The 17,108-nt window shown below is 45.6% G+C and carries 21 protein-coding genes and 1 tRNA gene; 18 read left to right on the forward strand and 4 right to left on the reverse strand.

Annotation, left to right across the window (positions count from 1 at the left end; translation table 11 throughout):
- Positions 1 to 107: 107 nt before the first annotated feature.
- The 3 genes from lipA to Mcas_RS07010 are packed head-to-tail and all read right to left on the reverse strand — an operon-like array spanning position 108 to position 2,071.
- Complete coding sequence (lipA, locus tag Mcas_RS07000; protein ID WP_081853677.1) at positions 108 to 974, reverse strand: lipoyl synthase; 867 nt, start codon at positions 972 to 974, stop codon at positions 108 to 110.
- Positions 937 to 1,710: a nucleoside triphosphate pyrophosphohydrolase gene (gene mazG / locus Mcas_RS07005; RefSeq protein WP_040334800.1), complete on the reverse strand. Its 774-nt coding sequence runs from the start codon at positions 1,708 to 1,710 to the stop codon at positions 937 to 939. The genes lipA and mazG overlap by 38 nt, the downstream gene beginning before the upstream one ends.
- A 13-nt stretch (positions 1,711 to 1,723) precedes the next feature.
- Complete coding sequence (locus Mcas_RS07010; RefSeq protein ID WP_052566970.1) at positions 1,724 to 2,071, reverse strand: HU family DNA-binding protein; 348 nt, start codon at positions 2,069 to 2,071, stop codon at positions 1,724 to 1,726.
- Positions 2,072 to 2,306: 235 nt separating this feature from the next.
- Between Mcas_RS07010 and Mcas_RS07015 the strand changes: the two genes are divergently transcribed.
- The 18 genes from Mcas_RS07015 (at position 2,307) to Mcas_RS07105 (ending at position 16,623) form a co-directional block, all read left to right on the forward strand.
- Positions 2,307 to 2,382, forward strand: a tRNA-Ala gene (locus tag Mcas_RS07015).
- Between the two features lie 63 nt (positions 2,383 to 2,445).
- Positions 2,446 to 2,757, forward strand: a complete 312-nt coding sequence (locus Mcas_RS07020) for a nucleotidyltransferase domain-containing protein (RefSeq protein ID WP_040334839.1) — start codon at positions 2,446 to 2,448, stop codon at positions 2,755 to 2,757.
- A gap of 38 nt (positions 2,758 to 2,795) precedes the next feature.
- Positions 2,796 to 3,158 (forward strand): HEPN domain-containing protein, encoded by a 363-nt coding sequence (locus tag Mcas_RS07025; protein WP_235203287.1) that lies wholly within the window; start codon positions 2,796 to 2,798, stop codon positions 3,156 to 3,158.
- Positions 3,159 to 3,230: 72 nt separating this feature from the next.
- The gene (locus tag Mcas_RS07030) at positions 3,231 to 3,728 is read left to right on the forward strand and encodes a nitrous oxide reductase accessory protein NosL (RefSeq protein WP_040334801.1); all 498 of its coding nucleotides are present in this window, start codon (positions 3,231 to 3,233) and stop codon (positions 3,726 to 3,728) included.
- 13 nt (positions 3,729 to 3,741) lie between these two features.
- Positions 3,742 to 4,041: a hypothetical protein gene (locus tag Mcas_RS07035; RefSeq protein WP_040334802.1), complete on the forward strand. Its 300-nt coding sequence runs from the start codon at positions 3,742 to 3,744 to the stop codon at positions 4,039 to 4,041.
- Entirely contained in the window at positions 4,038 to 5,192 is a 1,155-nt protein-coding gene (locus Mcas_RS07040; protein ID WP_040334803.1) for an ABC transporter permease, read from the forward strand. The genes Mcas_RS07035 and Mcas_RS07040 overlap by 4 nt, the downstream gene beginning before the upstream one ends.
- Before the next feature lie 6 nt (positions 5,193 to 5,198).
- Complete coding sequence (locus tag Mcas_RS07045; protein ID WP_081853678.1) at positions 5,199 to 5,954, forward strand: ABC transporter ATP-binding protein; 756 nt, start codon at positions 5,199 to 5,201, stop codon at positions 5,952 to 5,954.
- A 284-nt stretch (positions 5,955 to 6,238) separates the two neighbouring features.
- Positions 6,239 to 6,616, forward strand: a complete 378-nt coding sequence (gene ybeY, locus Mcas_RS07050; protein WP_052566971.1) for an rRNA maturation RNase YbeY — start codon at positions 6,239 to 6,241, stop codon at positions 6,614 to 6,616.
- Positions 6,591 to 7,289, forward strand: coding sequence for a diacylglycerol kinase (locus tag Mcas_RS07055; RefSeq protein ID WP_040334805.1), 699 nt, complete (start codon positions 6,591 to 6,593; stop codon positions 7,287 to 7,289). The genes ybeY and Mcas_RS07055 overlap by 26 nt, the downstream gene beginning before the upstream one ends.
- Before the next feature lie 152 nt (positions 7,290 to 7,441).
- A complete protein-coding gene (locus tag Mcas_RS07060; protein WP_040334806.1) occupies positions 7,442 to 8,038 on the forward strand; it encodes a zinc ribbon domain-containing protein in 597 nt (198 codons plus the stop codon).
- Between the two features lie 36 nt (positions 8,039 to 8,074).
- Positions 8,075 to 8,914 carry a zinc ribbon domain-containing protein gene (locus Mcas_RS07065; protein WP_081853680.1) on the forward strand — a complete coding sequence of 280 codons (840 nt, stop codon included), beginning with the start codon at positions 8,075 to 8,077 and terminating at the stop codon, positions 8,912 to 8,914.
- 37 nt (positions 8,915 to 8,951) lie between these two features.
- Complete coding sequence (locus Mcas_RS07070; protein WP_040334808.1) at positions 8,952 to 10,355, forward strand: BON domain-containing protein; 1,404 nt, start codon at positions 8,952 to 8,954, stop codon at positions 10,353 to 10,355.
- Between the two features lie 9 nt (positions 10,356 to 10,364).
- On the forward strand, positions 10,365 to 10,922 hold the full coding sequence (locus tag Mcas_RS07075; protein ID WP_040334809.1) for a hypothetical protein: 558 nt from the start codon (positions 10,365 to 10,367) through the stop codon (positions 10,920 to 10,922).
- A gap of 52 nt (positions 10,923 to 10,974) precedes the next feature.
- The gene (locus Mcas_RS07080; protein ID WP_081853681.1) at positions 10,975 to 11,325 is read left to right on the forward strand and encodes a TM2 domain-containing protein; all 351 of its coding nucleotides are present in this window, start codon (positions 10,975 to 10,977) and stop codon (positions 11,323 to 11,325) included.
- 493 nt (positions 11,326 to 11,818) lie between these two features.
- On the forward strand, positions 11,819 to 13,318 hold the full coding sequence (locus Mcas_RS07090; RefSeq protein WP_040334811.1) for an Lcl domain-containing protein: 1,500 nt from the start codon (positions 11,819 to 11,821) through the stop codon (positions 13,316 to 13,318).
- A gap of 245 nt (positions 13,319 to 13,563) precedes the next feature.
- The gene (locus Mcas_RS07095; protein ID WP_052566972.1) at positions 13,564 to 14,622 is read left to right on the forward strand and encodes an FAD:protein FMN transferase; all 1,059 of its coding nucleotides are present in this window, start codon (positions 13,564 to 13,566) and stop codon (positions 14,620 to 14,622) included.
- Positions 14,623 to 14,729: 107 nt separating this feature from the next.
- Positions 14,730 to 15,650, forward strand: coding sequence for an RpnC/YadD family protein (locus tag Mcas_RS07100; protein WP_156033232.1), 921 nt, complete (start codon positions 14,730 to 14,732; stop codon positions 15,648 to 15,650).
- Positions 15,651 to 15,813: 163 nt separating this feature from the next.
- A complete protein-coding gene (locus Mcas_RS07105; protein WP_156033234.1) occupies positions 15,814 to 16,623 on the forward strand; it encodes an RpnC/YadD family protein in 810 nt (269 codons plus the stop codon).
- Here the strand turns inward: Mcas_RS07105 and Mcas_RS07110 are convergent.
- On the reverse strand, positions 16,624 to 17,108 hold a 485-nt coding region (locus Mcas_RS07110), incomplete at its 5' end, for an ISAzo13 family transposase (protein ID WP_040334843.1).

Genomic DNA, 17,108 nt, shown 5'->3' on the forward strand with positions numbered 1-17,108 from the left:
AGATGTTACATGTGGTATAGGTAACACCTTATATTATAACCAAAATCACTTAACGCTTTGTTTCTACACAATATTTTATTTTACCCGGTGGACTATTACTTTATTCTTTACCGATGACCTGTCATTTCCTCTGCATTGTATGAGCTTCTGACAAGCGGGGCGGAGGCGACAAACTCAAATCCCATCGACATGGCGGCATCCTTGAGCTGGTCAAACACATCCGGATGCACGTACTGTACCACCGGAAGGTTGTCCTTACCCGGCCGCAGGTACTGGCCAATCGTCATGAAATTGCAACCGGTAGCGGCAATGTCCCTCAGGACGTCGATACACTCATCGATGCTTTCGCCCAGACCCAGCATCAGCCCCGACTTGGTTTTCATCTGCGGACAGAGTTCCCTGGCTGCCTCCAGCACCCTCAGTGAGCGCCGGTACTGTGCCTGGGGTCTGACCACGGGGTAGAGGGAGGGGACGGTCTCCACGTTGTGGTTAAAAACGTCGGGTGCGGCATCGAGCACCGTTTTCAATGCCTCCGTGTCGCCCTTGAAGTCCGGCGTCAGCACTTCGATGGTGGCATCGGGCAGGCAGGCCCTGACAGCGATCACGGTCCTGGCAAAGTGTCCAGCTCCACCGTCGTCGAGGTCATCACGGGTGACGGAGGTGATCACGACGTGTCTCAGTCCCAAGGACTTTGCTGCCTGTGCAACCCGCTCCGGTTCGGAGTCCTCCGGTGGAAGGATGTGTGCGTGGTTGACGGAGCAAAAGCCGCAGGTGCGTGTGCAGGAGCTACCGAGGATCATAAACGTGGCCGTTGGCTTGCTGAAGCAGTGACTGCGGTTTGGACACCTGGCCTCCTCACATACGGTCTTGACCCTGAAGCCACGCAAAAGCTGTTTAGTCTGTCGTGTGTCCTTGAACGGGTTTGTCTTAAGCCAGTCAGGGTGTCTCATGGCAATGCATCTCTTTGGCCTCATCCCATAGTCTGTTCATCTCTTCAAGGGACATGGCGGAGAGGTCTATGCCCTGTTGCAGGGCGGTTTTTTCGATGTGCTCAAAGCGACGCTGGAACCTGTTGATCGTCCTTCGGAGGGCGTTTTCCGGATTGACCTTTACAAACCTCGACAGGTTGACCAGTGTAAAGAGCAGGTCTCCGAGTTCGTCCTCTATGGCATCGATGTCCTTGTCGGCGAGGGCCTTTTTGAACTCGCCCAGTTCCTCGGCAAACTGCTCAAAAACTTCGTCGGCCTTCTGCCAGTCAAATCCCACGCGGGATGCCCGCTGCTGAATCCGGTATGCCCTCAGCAGGGATGGCGCAGAGGTAGGCACACCACTGAGCAGGGATTGTCGGCCCTCTTCCTTCTTGCGCTCCTCCCACTGCCTGAGTACCTCGTCGGAGGTCTCAAACACGGCATCACCAAAGACGTGCGGATGCCTGAAGACCATCTTCTTGCCAATAACCTCTACGACGTCATATATGTCAAAGTGGCCGCCTTCTTTTGATATTTGCGCAAAAAACAGCAGTTGAAACAGGACGTCTCCAAGCTCCTCCTTCAACTTTGAGGGATTGCCCTCATCGATGCTTTCGATGATCTCATAGACTTCTTCCATAAGATACGGGACGATGGATTTGTACGTCTGTTCCTTGTCCCACGGGCAACCCTGCTCAGACCTCAGTCTGGCTATGATGTCAACAAGCTCGTCAAAGGTCATAGGGGTCGCTGCCCTACTTTTTCTTTACCGGTACTGTCTTTTCCTTTTTATCATTTTTAACCGCAACCGGTTCGGGCTTTACACTATTGTCGGCTACGGCATCCTTAAAGGCCTTACCCGCTGTAAACTTGGGGGCCTTGGCTGCGGGGATGACTATTGGTTCTCCGGTACGAGGGTTACGTCCTTCACGTTCCTTGCGTTCAGAGATGCTAAATGCCCCGAAACCGACAAGGTACACCTTTTCCCCATTGCTTGTGGCTGTGATAACGTTTGAGATAAAGGCATCAACAAACTTTGCGGTATCACTCTTGGTCAGGCTTGTTGCTTTGGTTATACTGTCTACCAAATCTGCTTTGTTCATACAACGTCTCTCCTTAAATTAAATTAAAGCTGTGTCTGAGATAACCCCGTTTTTTATAACGGAGTACCTGTATCTCTTGCATAATCGCTTTAGGCATACATGCCATTTACGATATAATACACATGTCGGATAAAAATGTCCATAAGAAAAAGTTGTGTTTCTCTGACAATTTTTTTCATCGACAAATTAAAATCTTGACAACGTCCTAAGAACCTGTTATACTACATATCAGTTTGGGGCTGTAGCTCAGTTGGGAGAGCGCTTGAATGGCATTCAAGAGGTCGTCGGTTCGATCCCGATCAGCTCCACCAAAAAAATATCATAGGGGTGTGGGGGTGCCGAATGAACAATCGATTAAATCATATCTTGCTTGTATGGATGAACCACTAGAAAAAGCAATCCAAATAATTATTCAGGTAGCAGACCCTGATAAAATAATTCTCTTTGGTTCACGCTCAAGAGGGGATTTTAAAAATGAAAGTGACTATGACATCTTTATTCTGAGAAAAGAAGTAACAAACAGGAGAGAGCTTACCCAAGCTATATATAAATCGCTGTATGGAATCGGAGCTGGAGTGGACTTGATTGTTGAGTCACCTGAGCGGTTTAATGAGCTTAAAGACAATCCTTATATGATTTATAAGGAAATAGCAAAATCGGGAAAGATTGTTTATGAGAGACAATAATCTGACCTGTCGTTGGCTTGTAAGGGCCAATAGTAACCTTGAAAGAGCCAAAGCAGGCAAAAATAGTAGTGGGATACTGTTTGAGGATTTATGTTTTGATTGCCATCAGGCAGTTGAAAAATCCTTTGAAGGCCTTACTCATTTACAAGCAAGTTGAGTTTCCCTGGACACATTCTATCGCAAAACTTTTGGAGATTATCGAAGGTACCAATACATATGTACCCGAGGAAATAAAGAGTTCTGTCGCCTTAACAGATTATGCCGTAGAAACACGATATCCTGGCGATTATGCTCCCGTTGATGAGAAAATGTATGAAGAAGCGTTATATGTTGCAGAAATGGTTGTAAAATGGGTTGAAAATCTACTGGGAATAGATATGATTGATACATCAAACTTGTGAGGGTAAAGTTATCCCCTGTTTTTTTTATCAGGTACATGTTACAATAAGGTAAAAAAACAGGAGGTCTCTCTAATGAGAAAACTATCAAGACTGGTATCTCTTGTCTTACTGGTGTTTCTTTTATCAGCAGTAGCAAGTCATGCAGCAGAGGCGTTGAAGCCCAACACAAAGGATAAGTGCCCTGTGTGTGGGATGGTTGTGCATCCTCACCCTCAGTGGGTTGCGCAGATGATCTTCAAGGACGGCTCTTATGCCATGTTCGATGGTCCAAAGGACATGTTCAAGTACTACCACAACATGGCCAAGTACAATAAGGACAAGACCCAGGCCGACATATCGGACATATACGTGACCGAGTACTACAGCACTAAACCGGTAAAGGCACAGGACATAACCTTTGTCACTGGCAGCGACGTTATGGGCCCGATGGGTAAGGAGTATGTTCCCGTCAGTGACGACAAGGTCAAGAACTTTATGGTGGACCATAAGGGCGCAGCGGCCGTGAAATTCGCTGACATCAAACCCGAAGACCTGGTCGGAGATATGCCCCACAAACATAAGGGTCACTAAAGACTATAAGCCAATGCTTAAGGCTAAAGTGTTTCTGTTGTTTCTGACGCTGGAGACCGTACTGCTGCTCATCCTGTATCTGCATTCGAACTTCATGGTTAACCTGAGGCAGCGGGAGGTCTATGGGAAACGACAACTGGTCAGAGAGCTGACCCTGACCGATTTCGCCCTGTTTACGGAGGCGCGTTACACCAGACACCTCTCACAAGCCGACATCTTTACGCCTTTTCAGGACTTCCCGTCGGCCTTTGATCACTTCCCGGCAGGTTCCATTGTTGACCCCCCTGACATCCTGAGACATCCGAGGTTATGAGAAAACACTACAGACTCCTTGAATATGCCCTGTCAAGTTTGCTTAGACGTAAGTACAAGAACCTTGCGCTGTCTTTGATCTATGCCCTGCTGGTGAGTGTGTTGTCGTCGGTGATGTTTCTGACCCATGCGCTCAAGAACGAAGCCCTGAATGTCTTTACAGATGCCCCCGAGTTGATCGTGCAACGTCTCTCCGGTGGCAGACATGACCTGATCCCGCTGGGGTATGTCGGGCTGATAGAGGCCATCCCCGGAGTGATGGCGGTACAACCACGCTACTGGGGATACTACTATGACTCCCTCACCGAGGGAAACTACACAATCATGGCACGAACAACCACCAGCGCCAATCTCAACCTCCTGAAGGGAACAATGCCACAGGAAGGACAGTGTGCTGTGGGCAAGGGCGTTGCACAGGCCAGACAGCTCGACATCAAAGATGCTATATTCTTTACGCTTGGCTCGGAACAAAAACTGATGCTCGATGTCGTCGGCATCTTCACGGCAAACTCCAGTGTCCTTACCAATGACCTTGTCGTCCTGGACAAAAACGATTTCATTAAATTCTTTGCCATGGACAAAGACAAGGCAACAGACCTCATGGTCAGCGTCAGCAACGAACTGGAGGTCGATACCATTGCAAACAAGATCAGACGCACGCTGCCTGACACCAGACCCATCACACGCTCGGAGATTCTGCGCACCTACGAAAACGTCTTCAACTGGCGCGGGGGGATGGCATTGGTGATGTTTTGCGCAACCCTGCTGGCGTTTTTTATATTCGCCTGGGACAAGGCAACCGGCCTCAGCGCCGAAGAACGACAGGAAATAGGCATACTCAAGGCCATCGGCTGGGAAACCTCGGACGTCCTGACCCTCAAGTTCTGGGAGGCGATGGTCGTGTCCTTGACGTCTTTTCTTGGTGGTGTGAGCCTGGGCTACGTGCATGTGTTTTACTTAGGCGGGACTATCTTTGAACCCTTCCTCAAGGGATGGTCGGTGATGCTGCCACCCTTTGACCCCATACCATACATTGATATATACCAGGTGGCCGTTATTTTCTTCCTGACCGTCGTGCCATACCTGGCCAGTACGATAATCCCCTCGTGGAAGGCCGCCATAGCCGATCCCGATACGATCATGAGGACGTAGCGGTTGATGGTAACGGTTGAAGGTGTATCCAAGGTCTACAATGCCGGGATGCCCGATGAGATGCTGGCGCTCAGTGATGTCAGCCTTGAGACGGGTAGTGCGGAGATGGTTGTCCTCAAGGGGCCAAGCGGTTCAGGCAAGACCACGCTGTTGGGCATCATCGGGTGCATGATCCGGCCAACGCAGGGCAAGGTGCTCATCAACGGCAGGGACGTGGTAAAGTTGCCCGAACGGTTTCTGACGCAGATCAGACGCAAGACCTTTGGATTTATCTTCCAGCACTTTAATCTGATCCCGGGCATAAGTGTCAGGGAAAACGTCTGTCTGCCGTTGTATCCTACGGCGGTACCCCTGGCAGTGATGAAGGAGCGTCTGCACAGAATACTCACCGATCTTGACATCCGGCACAAGATAAACACCGAGGTGACACGACTCTCCGGTGGAGAGAGGCAGCGCGTGGCCATTGCCCGTGCATTAATCAACGACCCCGAAATGCTGCTCGCCGATGAGCCAACCGCACATCTGGATTCAAAGCTCTCCGAGGACCTAATTGACATCCTCAGGCACCTGTGCCAGCAGGGTAAGACCATCATCATTGCCTCTCACGACGCCATAGTCTACGACAACCCGTTTGTAAACCGCATCATCGAAATGCGTCACGGCAAGGTCACCGGTCAGCAACAACTCTTGACTCGGGAGACGTTGCCCCATCCCGGAGCGACAAATAACGTGGCTGACACACAGCCTCAACAACAGCAGTAAGCCTATGGCAATGAAACAACTACAAAAAACTCGGCACAGAAGAGGGCGTAACATGACAGAAAGCGTTAGGATTGTCATTGAAGACGCTCGGAGAGAAAAATATCGGGTTTACTGAAAAAGAGGTTTTAGCGTATCCTCACAGAAATATTTACAACAAGCGTTTTTTGTATCCGGGCAAAGCTAAATATGCTATAGTTATAAACTAAGGAGGCAGAGATATTAAAGTAAGTGCAAGAAATCTGCATCGAAAGACGGCGATAGACACGCTTTGGTTCAAGCGCACCATGAAACAGGCCATGAGTTTCCTGACCTTGGAAGGGGCTGAACTGAGTCTGCTCTTTGTCAACGACCGTAAGATGCAGGTCATCAACAAGGAGTTCAGGGGCGTGGACTCCCCAACGGATGTGCTCTCGTTCCCCATGTATGGCTCGGCAAAGGATGTCCCACAGTCGGGCTACTTTCTGCTTGGCGACATCGTAGTCAACCTCGATCGCGCACAACGGCAGACCACGGACAACCTCGAAAACGAAGTGTTGAGGCTCCTTATCCACGGCCTTCTGCACCTGATTGGCTATGACCACGAGGTCTCTGCGTACAAGGCGCGCAAGATGGCAAGTGCAGAAAGAGAGCTGTTTGATGCCCTTACGCAAATCGCTCGATAGCGCCAACAACGCCATAGAAGGCATACTGGTTGCCGCCAGGACGGAGAGACATCTCAGATACCACCTCTATGTGGCAGCTATTGTGATCCTGTTTAGCTACATAGCCGGCGTTACAAAGACGGAGTTTCTGATCATCTCCATAGTCACCCTCGTCGTGATAACGGCGGAACTGATAAACACCGCCATCGAGGCAACCGTCAACATCCTCTCCCCGGAAAAACAGGAACAGGCTCGCATTGCAAAGGACGTGGCAGCAGGGGCAGTGCTGACAACCGCCATGGGAGCGGCGATCATTGGCTACATCATACTTTCGCCATACCTCATGAACATCTTTGACAAGGGTCTTCACGTATCCCGTCACGGCGGCAATGAGATAGCCGTGTTGTCTGTGATAATCGTAGTTATCCTGGTTGTGTTGCTCAAGGCCTTTACCGGCAAGGGTCATCCGCTCAGGGGTGGAATGCCAAGCGGCCATGCAGCGCTATCCTTCTCCGTCTGGGTGTCGATAACGCTTGTGACGAGGAACTTTATAGCATCGTTGTTGTCCTTTGTGGTGGCGGTGTTGATTGCGCAAAGCAGGCTTACCATAAAGGTGCATAACCTCCGGGAGGTCTTACTGGGTGCAGTCACGGGGAGTATTGTCACCTTCCTGTTGTTTTGGATATTTGCATGATAAAAACTGTATGAACTCAACTGTAACCCCCCCAGATTGACTATTGACAAAATCTTATATGTATGGTTATATTAATATCAGCTTTATTTTGAAGCTTAACAGGGTAATATTATTAGGTTTATTGGAACATTTATTCGTATACGGGAGATGTAATGGCAGATTTTCTTAAGAAAATAACAGACGGCATTGACAAGGGAGTAAAGACAATAAGCTCTAAAAGCAAAGAGTTCATGGAGGTTACAAGACTCAAAGGAGAGCTAAATGATATAGAGGCAACTCTTCAAGACAAATTCATTGCCGTCGGCAAGAAGGTTTTTCAGATGATGAATCAGGGTACATTGAAAGAAGCATACTTAAAGGCAGAATGTGCAGAGATATCTTCATGTTATAAAAAAATCACAGAGATTAAAGATACTATTATAAAGGTTGAAAAAGAAGCGTTTAAGGTGCAATATGGGTTCGATGCCGTTATGTGCCAGGCCTGCGGAGGAGTAAACAAAATCACAGATAAGTTTTGCAACATCTGTGGTTCAACAATTGAAACAGAGGGCAAGGCCAATAGCAGACATTGCCCAACTTGCAACTCGATGGTATCAGCAGGTGCGAAGTTCTGTGCCTCCTGTGGGAAGGCAATGCCCAAGGACAGCCAAACCACCGAGGCAGAAACACCTGACAGAGTCTGCCGTAATTGCTCGCGCAAAATAAGCGCAGAAGAGATATTCTGTCAGTCTTGTGGAACAAAACAGTGACAAGAGCACTGTTGACATACAGATTAAAGGGGGTCTATGATGTTTGGGGTAGCTTTTAATGAGATTTTTGGGTTTGCGATAGGCTGGATAGGTTCTATGTTTGTAATGCTTTTTCTGTTTGCTCTGTTTACGAGAAAACAGCAAAATTGGTCTCCAGGCTTGGAGCTTGTTCTTACGAAATTCAAAATAAACAAAACTGCAAAGGGTCAGGCCGTTCTTATAGATATTGCAGGTCGTAAGGGTGGCGTAATTTCATGGCTATTAACCATAATGAGTATTGACACCAATTCATCTCTGAAAATTACGACATCGGATATTTCCTTGAGAAACACGAGTATGTTTGGCTCACTGCATTCCGTTATTGCGATCTCAAGTATTTCAAGTGTACACTGCGGCTATAGCAAACCGATGGCTTATGTCTTTATCAGTGTTATTTCTCTATTATATGGCATAGTCTTTATTTTGGGCGCTATATTTTCCACTGATAATAATATGTCTGCAGGAGAATTCATCTTGGGTATGCTTATATTAATATTGACTGCCGGTATTTGCTTTGCTCTTTATGTTCTGAAAAAAGCCATTGTTCTTTATATAGTTCCGCGTGCTGGGGCGCCGTTTATTGGATTGTCTTTCAAGAGGAGTGTCATCGAAAATGTTGCAGTCGATATCCAACAGGCAGAACTTGCAGTTGGAATTATCAACAGTCTTGTTATCAGAACCCAGAATCTGAACAAGGTCACGGCAGAAGAAGTGATGGCAGAGGCTACCAATAAGGTGTTTGAAAGCAAGGCTTCTGAAACAAGGACATGCCCAAACTGTGGGGCACCATTGGAACAAGGTGCCAGGTTTTGCACTTCCTGTGGGCATGGTGTCTAAATCATGAGGATATTAAGCATATCGGAAGTCTGTATTTATGGAATGCGAGAATTGTAATCATAATTTTGCTGACACAGCAAAGTTTTGCCCGAAATGTGGAACAAAGGCAAAAAATCAAGTCGCAGGCGATGCCGGAATTAAGAAATGCCCAAATTGCGGCGCTGAAAATCCTCTGTCTGCAAAATTCTGCAAAGTAGACGGATATAATTTTCAGCAGACTACGGAAAAGTCTAAAGCATCCAATGCAGAGGCTGAAAAGCCCTCTGAAATTTTTTGTCCGAAGTGCGGTACGGCTTATGATATTGGTGTCAAGTTCTGCAAGAGTGACGGTACAAGACTTCAGAGAGACGGTGATACGATAAGGCAAACCACAACTCCCAAGAATGGCAAGAAAACAGAAATTCCTAAAACATACAAGACAAGTGGCAGCAAGACAAGGATTATAGTTGTCTCGGCTGTATTGGTTTTTCTTATTCTTAATGCAGCGGTGAGCTATCTTTATCTTTCCGGCTATATTGGGAGTAGGCCGGAGGAACTTGTTACCAGGATAAATGACGAATTAAAGGGGAAGGGGCTAAGTGTTTCTTGCGAAATCGACGAGCAATGGAATGCCACATTGAAAGGGACTGCACGAAATGCGTCTGACAAAGAATTGGCGAAGGTCATTGTCAGCATGCACGAGAAAGTTAAGGACTTGAAAGATGATATCCGTATACTGCCGTCTCCGTCTGAAGTCAAGGTTGCCATTGACGGTGCCCTGCGTGCGGGAGGAATAAGGGACATTTATGCAGATGTAGACAATAACCTGACAGCCACGCTTCAGGGTGTTACAAGCAACAAAAACGACAAAGACAACGCAATGGAGATTGCAGCAAGACTAGGTAAGGCTAAAAATATAAAAGACAATATCCGCATACTGCCGTCTCCGTCTGAAGTCAAGGTTGCCATTGACAATGCCCTGCGTGCGGGAGGAATAATGGATATTCATGCCGATGTAGACAATAACCTGACAGCCACGCTTCAGGGTGTTACAAGCAACAACAATGAGAAAGACAACGCAATGAAGATTGCAACAGGACTTGGTACGGCTAAAAACGTCATAGACAATATCCGACTCAAAGCTGCAGCACCAAAGGGACCGGTAACTGTGCAAAGGCCACAAGGAATAAAAACCAGGCATCATCAATCTGCTCCGTCCGATCCAGCAAAGGTGGAAGAGGATCAATATATAATGCTCGATCCGGCCAGTGTGGAAGTTGATCTCAGCAGGGCTTTGCGCAATGCCGGTATCAGAGGAATAACAGCGGAGGTTGGAGACGATCTGAGTGTTACACTGAAAGGATCAACTGGCAGTGCAGATGATAAGAACAGGGCGTTGGGTATTGCAAGATCGTTTAAAGGAGTAAGAAAAGTGCGTGACAGGATATTTGTCGTCTGGTAGTCAAATATAATGAAGATGGAGCAAAGTATTAAAAGAAACGTGGTAATATATTTTCTTCTTTTACTATTTTTTTTGCAGTCAGCCGGATGTGCATCGATAGGGATGGCTTTAGCAGAAAGAGTAGTAACTGTTGCCTTAGAAAAGGGCATGGCAAATTCTGAGAACAACCAGAAGGGCATCCAAACCGAAAAACAGGGAAACACAAGGGAATATGCCATACAGAGGTATGATTATAAGGGGAATCGGGATGAGATATATACTGACCCACAGATTTTAAGTCCCGCTGTTGCAAGGCTTGGGGATACCATTAATTATAAGTTGCAGTACGCTTTGCTTGCGTCGCAGGAAAATAAGCTATTTGTCGTTTCCGAGATTGTTATACTATACAGCAGCAAAGAGACGATAGAGCTTGTTAAGAGAGAGGCTGAAAAACCACAGGGAATGCATGTCTCAACTCTTCAGTTCACTATACCAAAGGACCTGGACCCAGGGAAATACAAGATCATCAGCACGCTCAGTTCAGGCAGCCTGAAAAAAACAGTGGAAAGTGAATTGGTTGTCAGGTAGTAAAGGATGCAATACGCAGTGACATATTCTCAAACATAAGGAGGGATTTACAATGTTTTGTTCAAAATGTGGAACAAAGAATAACAACGATAGCGCTTTTTGCGAAGAGTGCGGGGCAGCATGTCAAGCGCAAACCAGAGAATTAACGGAGTCAGACAGGAGTCGTCTAATGGCGCTACTACTGTGTATTTTTCTTGGATGGGTTGGTGCACACAGGTTCTATGCCAAGTATATCTGGACAAGTATAGCGATGGCACTTACGGTGGGTGGCTTTGGACTATGGGTGTTTTATGACATAATCATGATTGTGATAGGTAAGTTCAGGGATGCTGATGGTGCCTGCATGAAAGATTGGAATTTGAAGTTTACATCACCTGCTAATATTGCTGGGGTAGTCCTGTAGAGGTAGTGATACTATCCTTTGATGGTTTTTCCTAATCAGGCATTTAATGCTGTTTTTAAAGATGGATTCCCATTTTCGTGGGAATGACAGGGAATGGCTTTTTTAGCTCGTCTATGTCATTCCTGCGTAAGCAGGAATCCAGAAGTGCAAAGGGCAGGTGATGTTCATTTTCATGGACTATTGAATAATGAGGGTTTAGTCTACATGCATCACTACCTCTACAGGACTACCATTGCTGGTAATGTTATTGCTATTTGTTTGTTGATAGCATTATTTTTGATAGCTGTTTTAGTTACAGCTTTTCGCAAAATGCTGATTGGAACCTGATTTTTAGAGATTAGGTGGAGGCGCGATGTGGGCTACGCTTGAAAAAAGTAACCTTCACACCTAAGCAAATTTAGGGAGATAATGTGAAAGGTGAATTTGTTATAAGGCAGTAAGGACTTCCTGCAATACGCAGTGAAATGTTCTCAAACATAAGGAGGGATTTGCAATGTTTTGTTCAAAATGTGGAACAAAGAATAACAACGATAGCGCTTTTTGCGAGGAGTGCGGGGCAGCACTGTCAAACGCAAGACCAGAGGTTGCAGTTACTGATGGGTCAAAGAAACAAGCTGTCTTGATAATTGCTGTCTTGTTACTTGTTATGATAGTCGCTGCCGCTTCCTACATGTCACTACACTACTATGCAGAGAAAAAAACCAAAGAAACGATAGGTAATTTTTTATTAAATAATCCAGATGTCAAACTATCTTATAAAGAATTGAATGTTTCACTGATTAGTCTGGACGTGAAACTTAAAAATGTAACGATGACGTTAGTTAAATATAACAACACATCAAGAATAGATGAAGTAGTAATACATAAATTTGATAGAAAAAATCAAACTCCTAATTTTTTACATATTTCATTTTTAGGTGTCGAGATCAATGATGCTCTCAAGGAACAGTTACAAAAACTTGGTTACAATAATGTAAAAGTTAATTCCGATATCCAATACGCTTATAATGAAAAGATTAAAGAGTTTTTCATTAAAATGGCGATAGAAAATAAGGAGTTACTATCATCCAGTTTAGAAATTTATTTAGCTAACGTAGAAAAAATGCCCGATTTTAAGAACACTAAGATTTTTTCTGAATACATCTTGAAAATAATAAAATTAAAAAGCATAGAATTTACTTATACGGATAATTCATTATTAGAAAGGTTGATAAAAAGAGAAGGGTTAAGAGAAACCATAGCACAAGCATCAAAAGAAATCGATGAATTAGTCATACAATGTAAAAATGTTAAAGTGAAAAAATCGCTTGAATCTATAAGGGATTTTTTATTGAATCATAAGAAAATTACCATATCTATGAAACCGACAAGACCTACTACATTGTATAATTTTACCACAACGGAGTTATTATCTATATTTTTCACTGGTAGTGTTGAAAATTTTATGTTAAATATGAATATCGAGATTCAGTCTGCAATCAATAAAACGCCAGAAAAACGCGAGATTCAGAAAGAAACAGAAAAGAATTCAAATAAAAGGTTAAGCGGAAATTTAAGATATAAGATTTTAAAAGACATAGTGGAAGACACGACTACGAGTCTTCAGTGGCCAAAAGACGGCGGAACCCCAACTGTTGAAAATTGTGTTGGTGGTGGAATGAATTGGTACAAAGCGTTTGATTATATAAAATGCTTAAACAGTATCCGTTATCTTGGCTACACCGATTGGCATTTGCCAACTAAGGATGAGCTTCAAGGGCTTCAAGGGTTTTTGATTTCTTTAAAAGACCCAATTTTTGCTAACGTTCAGTTTAACGGCTACTGGTCATCTACTACCGACGACAGCAATAAATCCGGTACATGGGCGTGGATCGCTGGTGGAGGCGACTCTGACTGGACATCCAGCGACGTTGTCGACGTAGGCGATAGTGGCTTTGGCACTGGTATTAAGTCCGGTAGTAATTATGTTTGGCCAGTTCGTGCCCTACGGTAGGTCATTTTGATTCTTGGGGTATCCTCTTAAAAAGTATGGTAAAATGGGGTCAAGGGACTTCTTTGTGGCCCCTTTCTTTCTTGCTTTAAAGTATCGTACCATGAAATATAAAGAGGATACTTCTTGGGTATGATTGCATATTTATTGGAAACCTGTTTTGTAAAGAAGATGATAAAAGGCTCAGATACTCTAACTTTTTTCTCTTGTCTCGTATATAATTACTTATGGGCAGGCACTTAACAGCGATGTCAGACAAAGGTCGTCGCTTGGCTATATCCGCTATCTCTTTGGCAGTTATACTGTTATTGATCCTTCTGTACGTGTTTCTTCACGGTGAGCGCGGAACTAAGGTGTACAAGGGGTCCAGGATAGCGATGGATACCATCATAACGCTCACGGTGGTATCGGAATCCAGGCGTGAGGCCAACGCGGCCATTGAGGCTGGATTTAAGGAGGTGGAGCGACTGGAGGGGTTGTTTAGCATGTTTCTGCCACAGAGCGAGGTCTCTCGCATCAACGACAATTCTGGTGTCAAGGCGGTGGAGGTCTCAGAGGACACCTACGAGTTGATCAAAAAGGCGGTTGAGATTGCGACACTCTCCGGTGGGGCATTTGATCCCACAATAGGTCCTGTATCGAGGCTGTGGGACTTTCAAAAGCACCTCAGACCCACTGACGAACAGGTACGATCAAATCTGCCGCTGGTAGATTACCGCGACATTGTCCTTGATGATGCCTCACGCTCTGTGATGTTGCGTCGCAGGGGGATGGTGTTGGACACTGGCGCCATTGCAAAGGGTTATACGGCAGACAGGGTAGTGGAGGTGTTGAAGGCGCATGGAATGCAGGGTGGTATTGCGGCCATTGCCGGAGACATCAAGACCTTCGGGGACAAGCCCGATGGTTCCGGCTGGCACGTCGGGATCAGAAGACCACGGGATGGGGCAAATGTGGAGCCAACCTCAGAGCACTCCGGGCTTGCCGGGGTATTGACACTCAGGGGGGAGGCCGTATCGACCTCGGGTGACTATGAGCGTTTCTTCATGGAAGGTGGTGTGCGTTATCATCACCTGCTGGAGCCTTCAACGGGTTATCCGGCCAGGGATTTCCAGAGTGTCACCGTGGTCAACCCCCAGGGCTGGCTCACAGACTCTCTGTCAACAGCCATCTTTGTCATGGGCAGGGACAAGGGGATGGCACTTGCGCACAAACTCAACCTCAAGGTATATGTGGTCTACAGCGATGCCACAACCTATATAAGTGACAACCTCAAGGACGCCTTTGAGTCTAAGGCTGGGCATTAAAGCAAGTTCAGGGGCGGAGTCGCTTCCCGGCACTCCATAGAGTTCATTCAATCATGAGGCAATTTGCCCTGTTGACAGGGACAGTCAGTGGGTGTTATTATACAGTCATGCACCAGAAGTTTGACATAGCATTGAAGGACATCATTAAAGATGTGCCGGGGACGTTTTTGAAGTTGCTGACGGGGTATGAGACGGGCAAATTCATCGACGTTCAATTCCCTGATATTCAGTTGAGGGAGGCCGATATCGTAATTGAAGCGCCCGATGGTGAGATAATCCATATAGAGATACAATCGACAAATGATGCCATAATGCTAGAGCGTATGTATCTCTATTCTGCGTTTATATACAATCAGCACAAGAGGTTACCGATACAAATTGTCTTGTATGTTGGTAACAAGCCGCTGAACATGAAACATAGCATGGGGGCTGGATTAATCAATTATGCCTACAGATTGATAGATATACGCAATTTTGACGGTGATCCGCTAATTGACAGCAATGACCCCAATGATAACGTGTTGGCTATTCTGTGCAAAACCAAAGATACAGATGCCACCATCAGGAGGGTTCTTGCCAAGTTTTCCCTGCTGTCGCCCAGGGAAATGGAGAACTATATCAGAAAGTTGCTATATCTTGCTGGGTTGGGAAATTTGGCCTATAAAGTAAAACAGGAGGTACTGAACATGCCGATAACAATTGATCTGGACGAGTACGAAATCTTTAAGGATGTCTTCGTAAAGGGTGAACTCAAAGGCAGGATGGAAGGCAGACTGGAAGGCAGGATGGAAGGCAGGATGGAAGGCAGACTGGAAGGTAGACTGGAAGGTAGACAAGAAGGCAGACTGGAAGGTGCACTCAAAGGGATAGAAGGTATGCTTGAAATCAAGTATGGCCCTGAGGGGCTTGAACTTATGGAGATGGTCAGAGGTATTGATAAGATAGACAGACTTGATGAGTTCAGGGAGCATATCAAGCAATCTGCTTCGGTAGCCCAGTTGAGATTGTACCTGCAGGGCAATGGCTGAATTGAGTTTTAGCTGATTGCCCCCCTCGTTGACATTCTCCCACCTCACCTGAAGGGCTTTTGCAAAGAAGCGGAGTCGCTTCCCGGCACTCCATAGAGTTCATTCAAGAATGAGGCAATTTGCCCTGTTGACAGGGACAGCCAGTGGGTGTTATTATACAGTCATGCACCAGAAGTTTGACATAGCATTGAAGGACATCATTAAAGATGTACCAGGGACGTTTTTGAAGTTGCTGACGGGGTATGAGACGGGTAAATTCATCGATGTTCAATTCCCTGATATTCAGTTAAGGGAGGCCGATATCGTAATTGAGGCACCCGATGGTGAGCTAATCCATATAGAGATACAATCGACAAATGATGCCATGATGTTAGAGCGCATGTATCTCTATTCTGCGTTTATATACAACCAACACAAGAGGTTGCCGATACAAATTGTTTTATATATTGGTAACAAGCCGCTAAACATGACACATAGCATGGGGGCTGGATTAATCAATTATGCCTACAGATTGATAGACATACGCAATTTTGACGGTGACCCGCTCATTGACAGCAATAACCCCAATGATAACGTGTCAGCGATTCTGTGCAAAACCAAAGATGCAGATGTCACCATCAGGAGGATTCTTGCCAAGTTTTCCCTGCTGTCGCCCAGGGAAATGGAGAACTATATCAGAAAGTTGCTATATCTTGCGGGGTTAGGAAATTTGGCCTATAAAGTAAAACAGGAGGTACTGAACATGCCTATAACAATTGATCTGGATGAATACGAAATCTTTAAGGATGTCTTCGTAAAGGGTGAACTCAAAGGCAGGATGGAAGGCATACTGGAAGGCAGGATGGAAGGCATACTGGAAGGTAGACTGGAAGGTAGACAAGAAGGTAGGCTGGAAGGTGAACTCAAAGGGATAGAAGGTATGCTTGAAATCAAGTATGGCCCTGAGGGGCTTGAACTTAGTAACTGTCCATAATTAACTTGAACAATTAGGTGCTATAGTATAATTCCATTCACCATGAAATGAAGCCTTAGTTAAATTAACTTTGTCAAATTCTTCATCAGACACCTTAATTCCCTTTGAGTAAGCAGTTGTATCCAGTTCTGCCTTGATCTTTAAACCCTTATTTGTTGTGGTGCTACCTATTAGATTTACGATTATCTCATGGCTTGTCAAAGGCTTACCACGCCAGTTCATGCTTATATGGCAGAACATTCTATGTTCTATTTTATTCCATTTGCTGGTTCCCGGTGGAAAGTGACAAACCGATATGTTTAAACCTGTTTCGTTTGCAAAACGTTGGAGTGCAACCTTCCACAAACGGACACGATAGCCATTACTGCCCCCGCAATCAGCAGTAATGAGAAGTGTTTTAGCATTGGGATAATGTTCACACCCCATTTTACGCCACCAGCGGCGGATACTTTCCACTGCAAACTCCGAAGTATCGTTATCTGTAC

The sequence above is a fragment of the Candidatus Magnetobacterium casense genome (assembly GCF_000714715.1).
Taxonomy (GTDB): Bacteria; Nitrospirota; Thermodesulfovibrionia; order Thermodesulfovibrionales; family Magnetobacteriaceae; genus Magnetobacterium; species Magnetobacterium casense.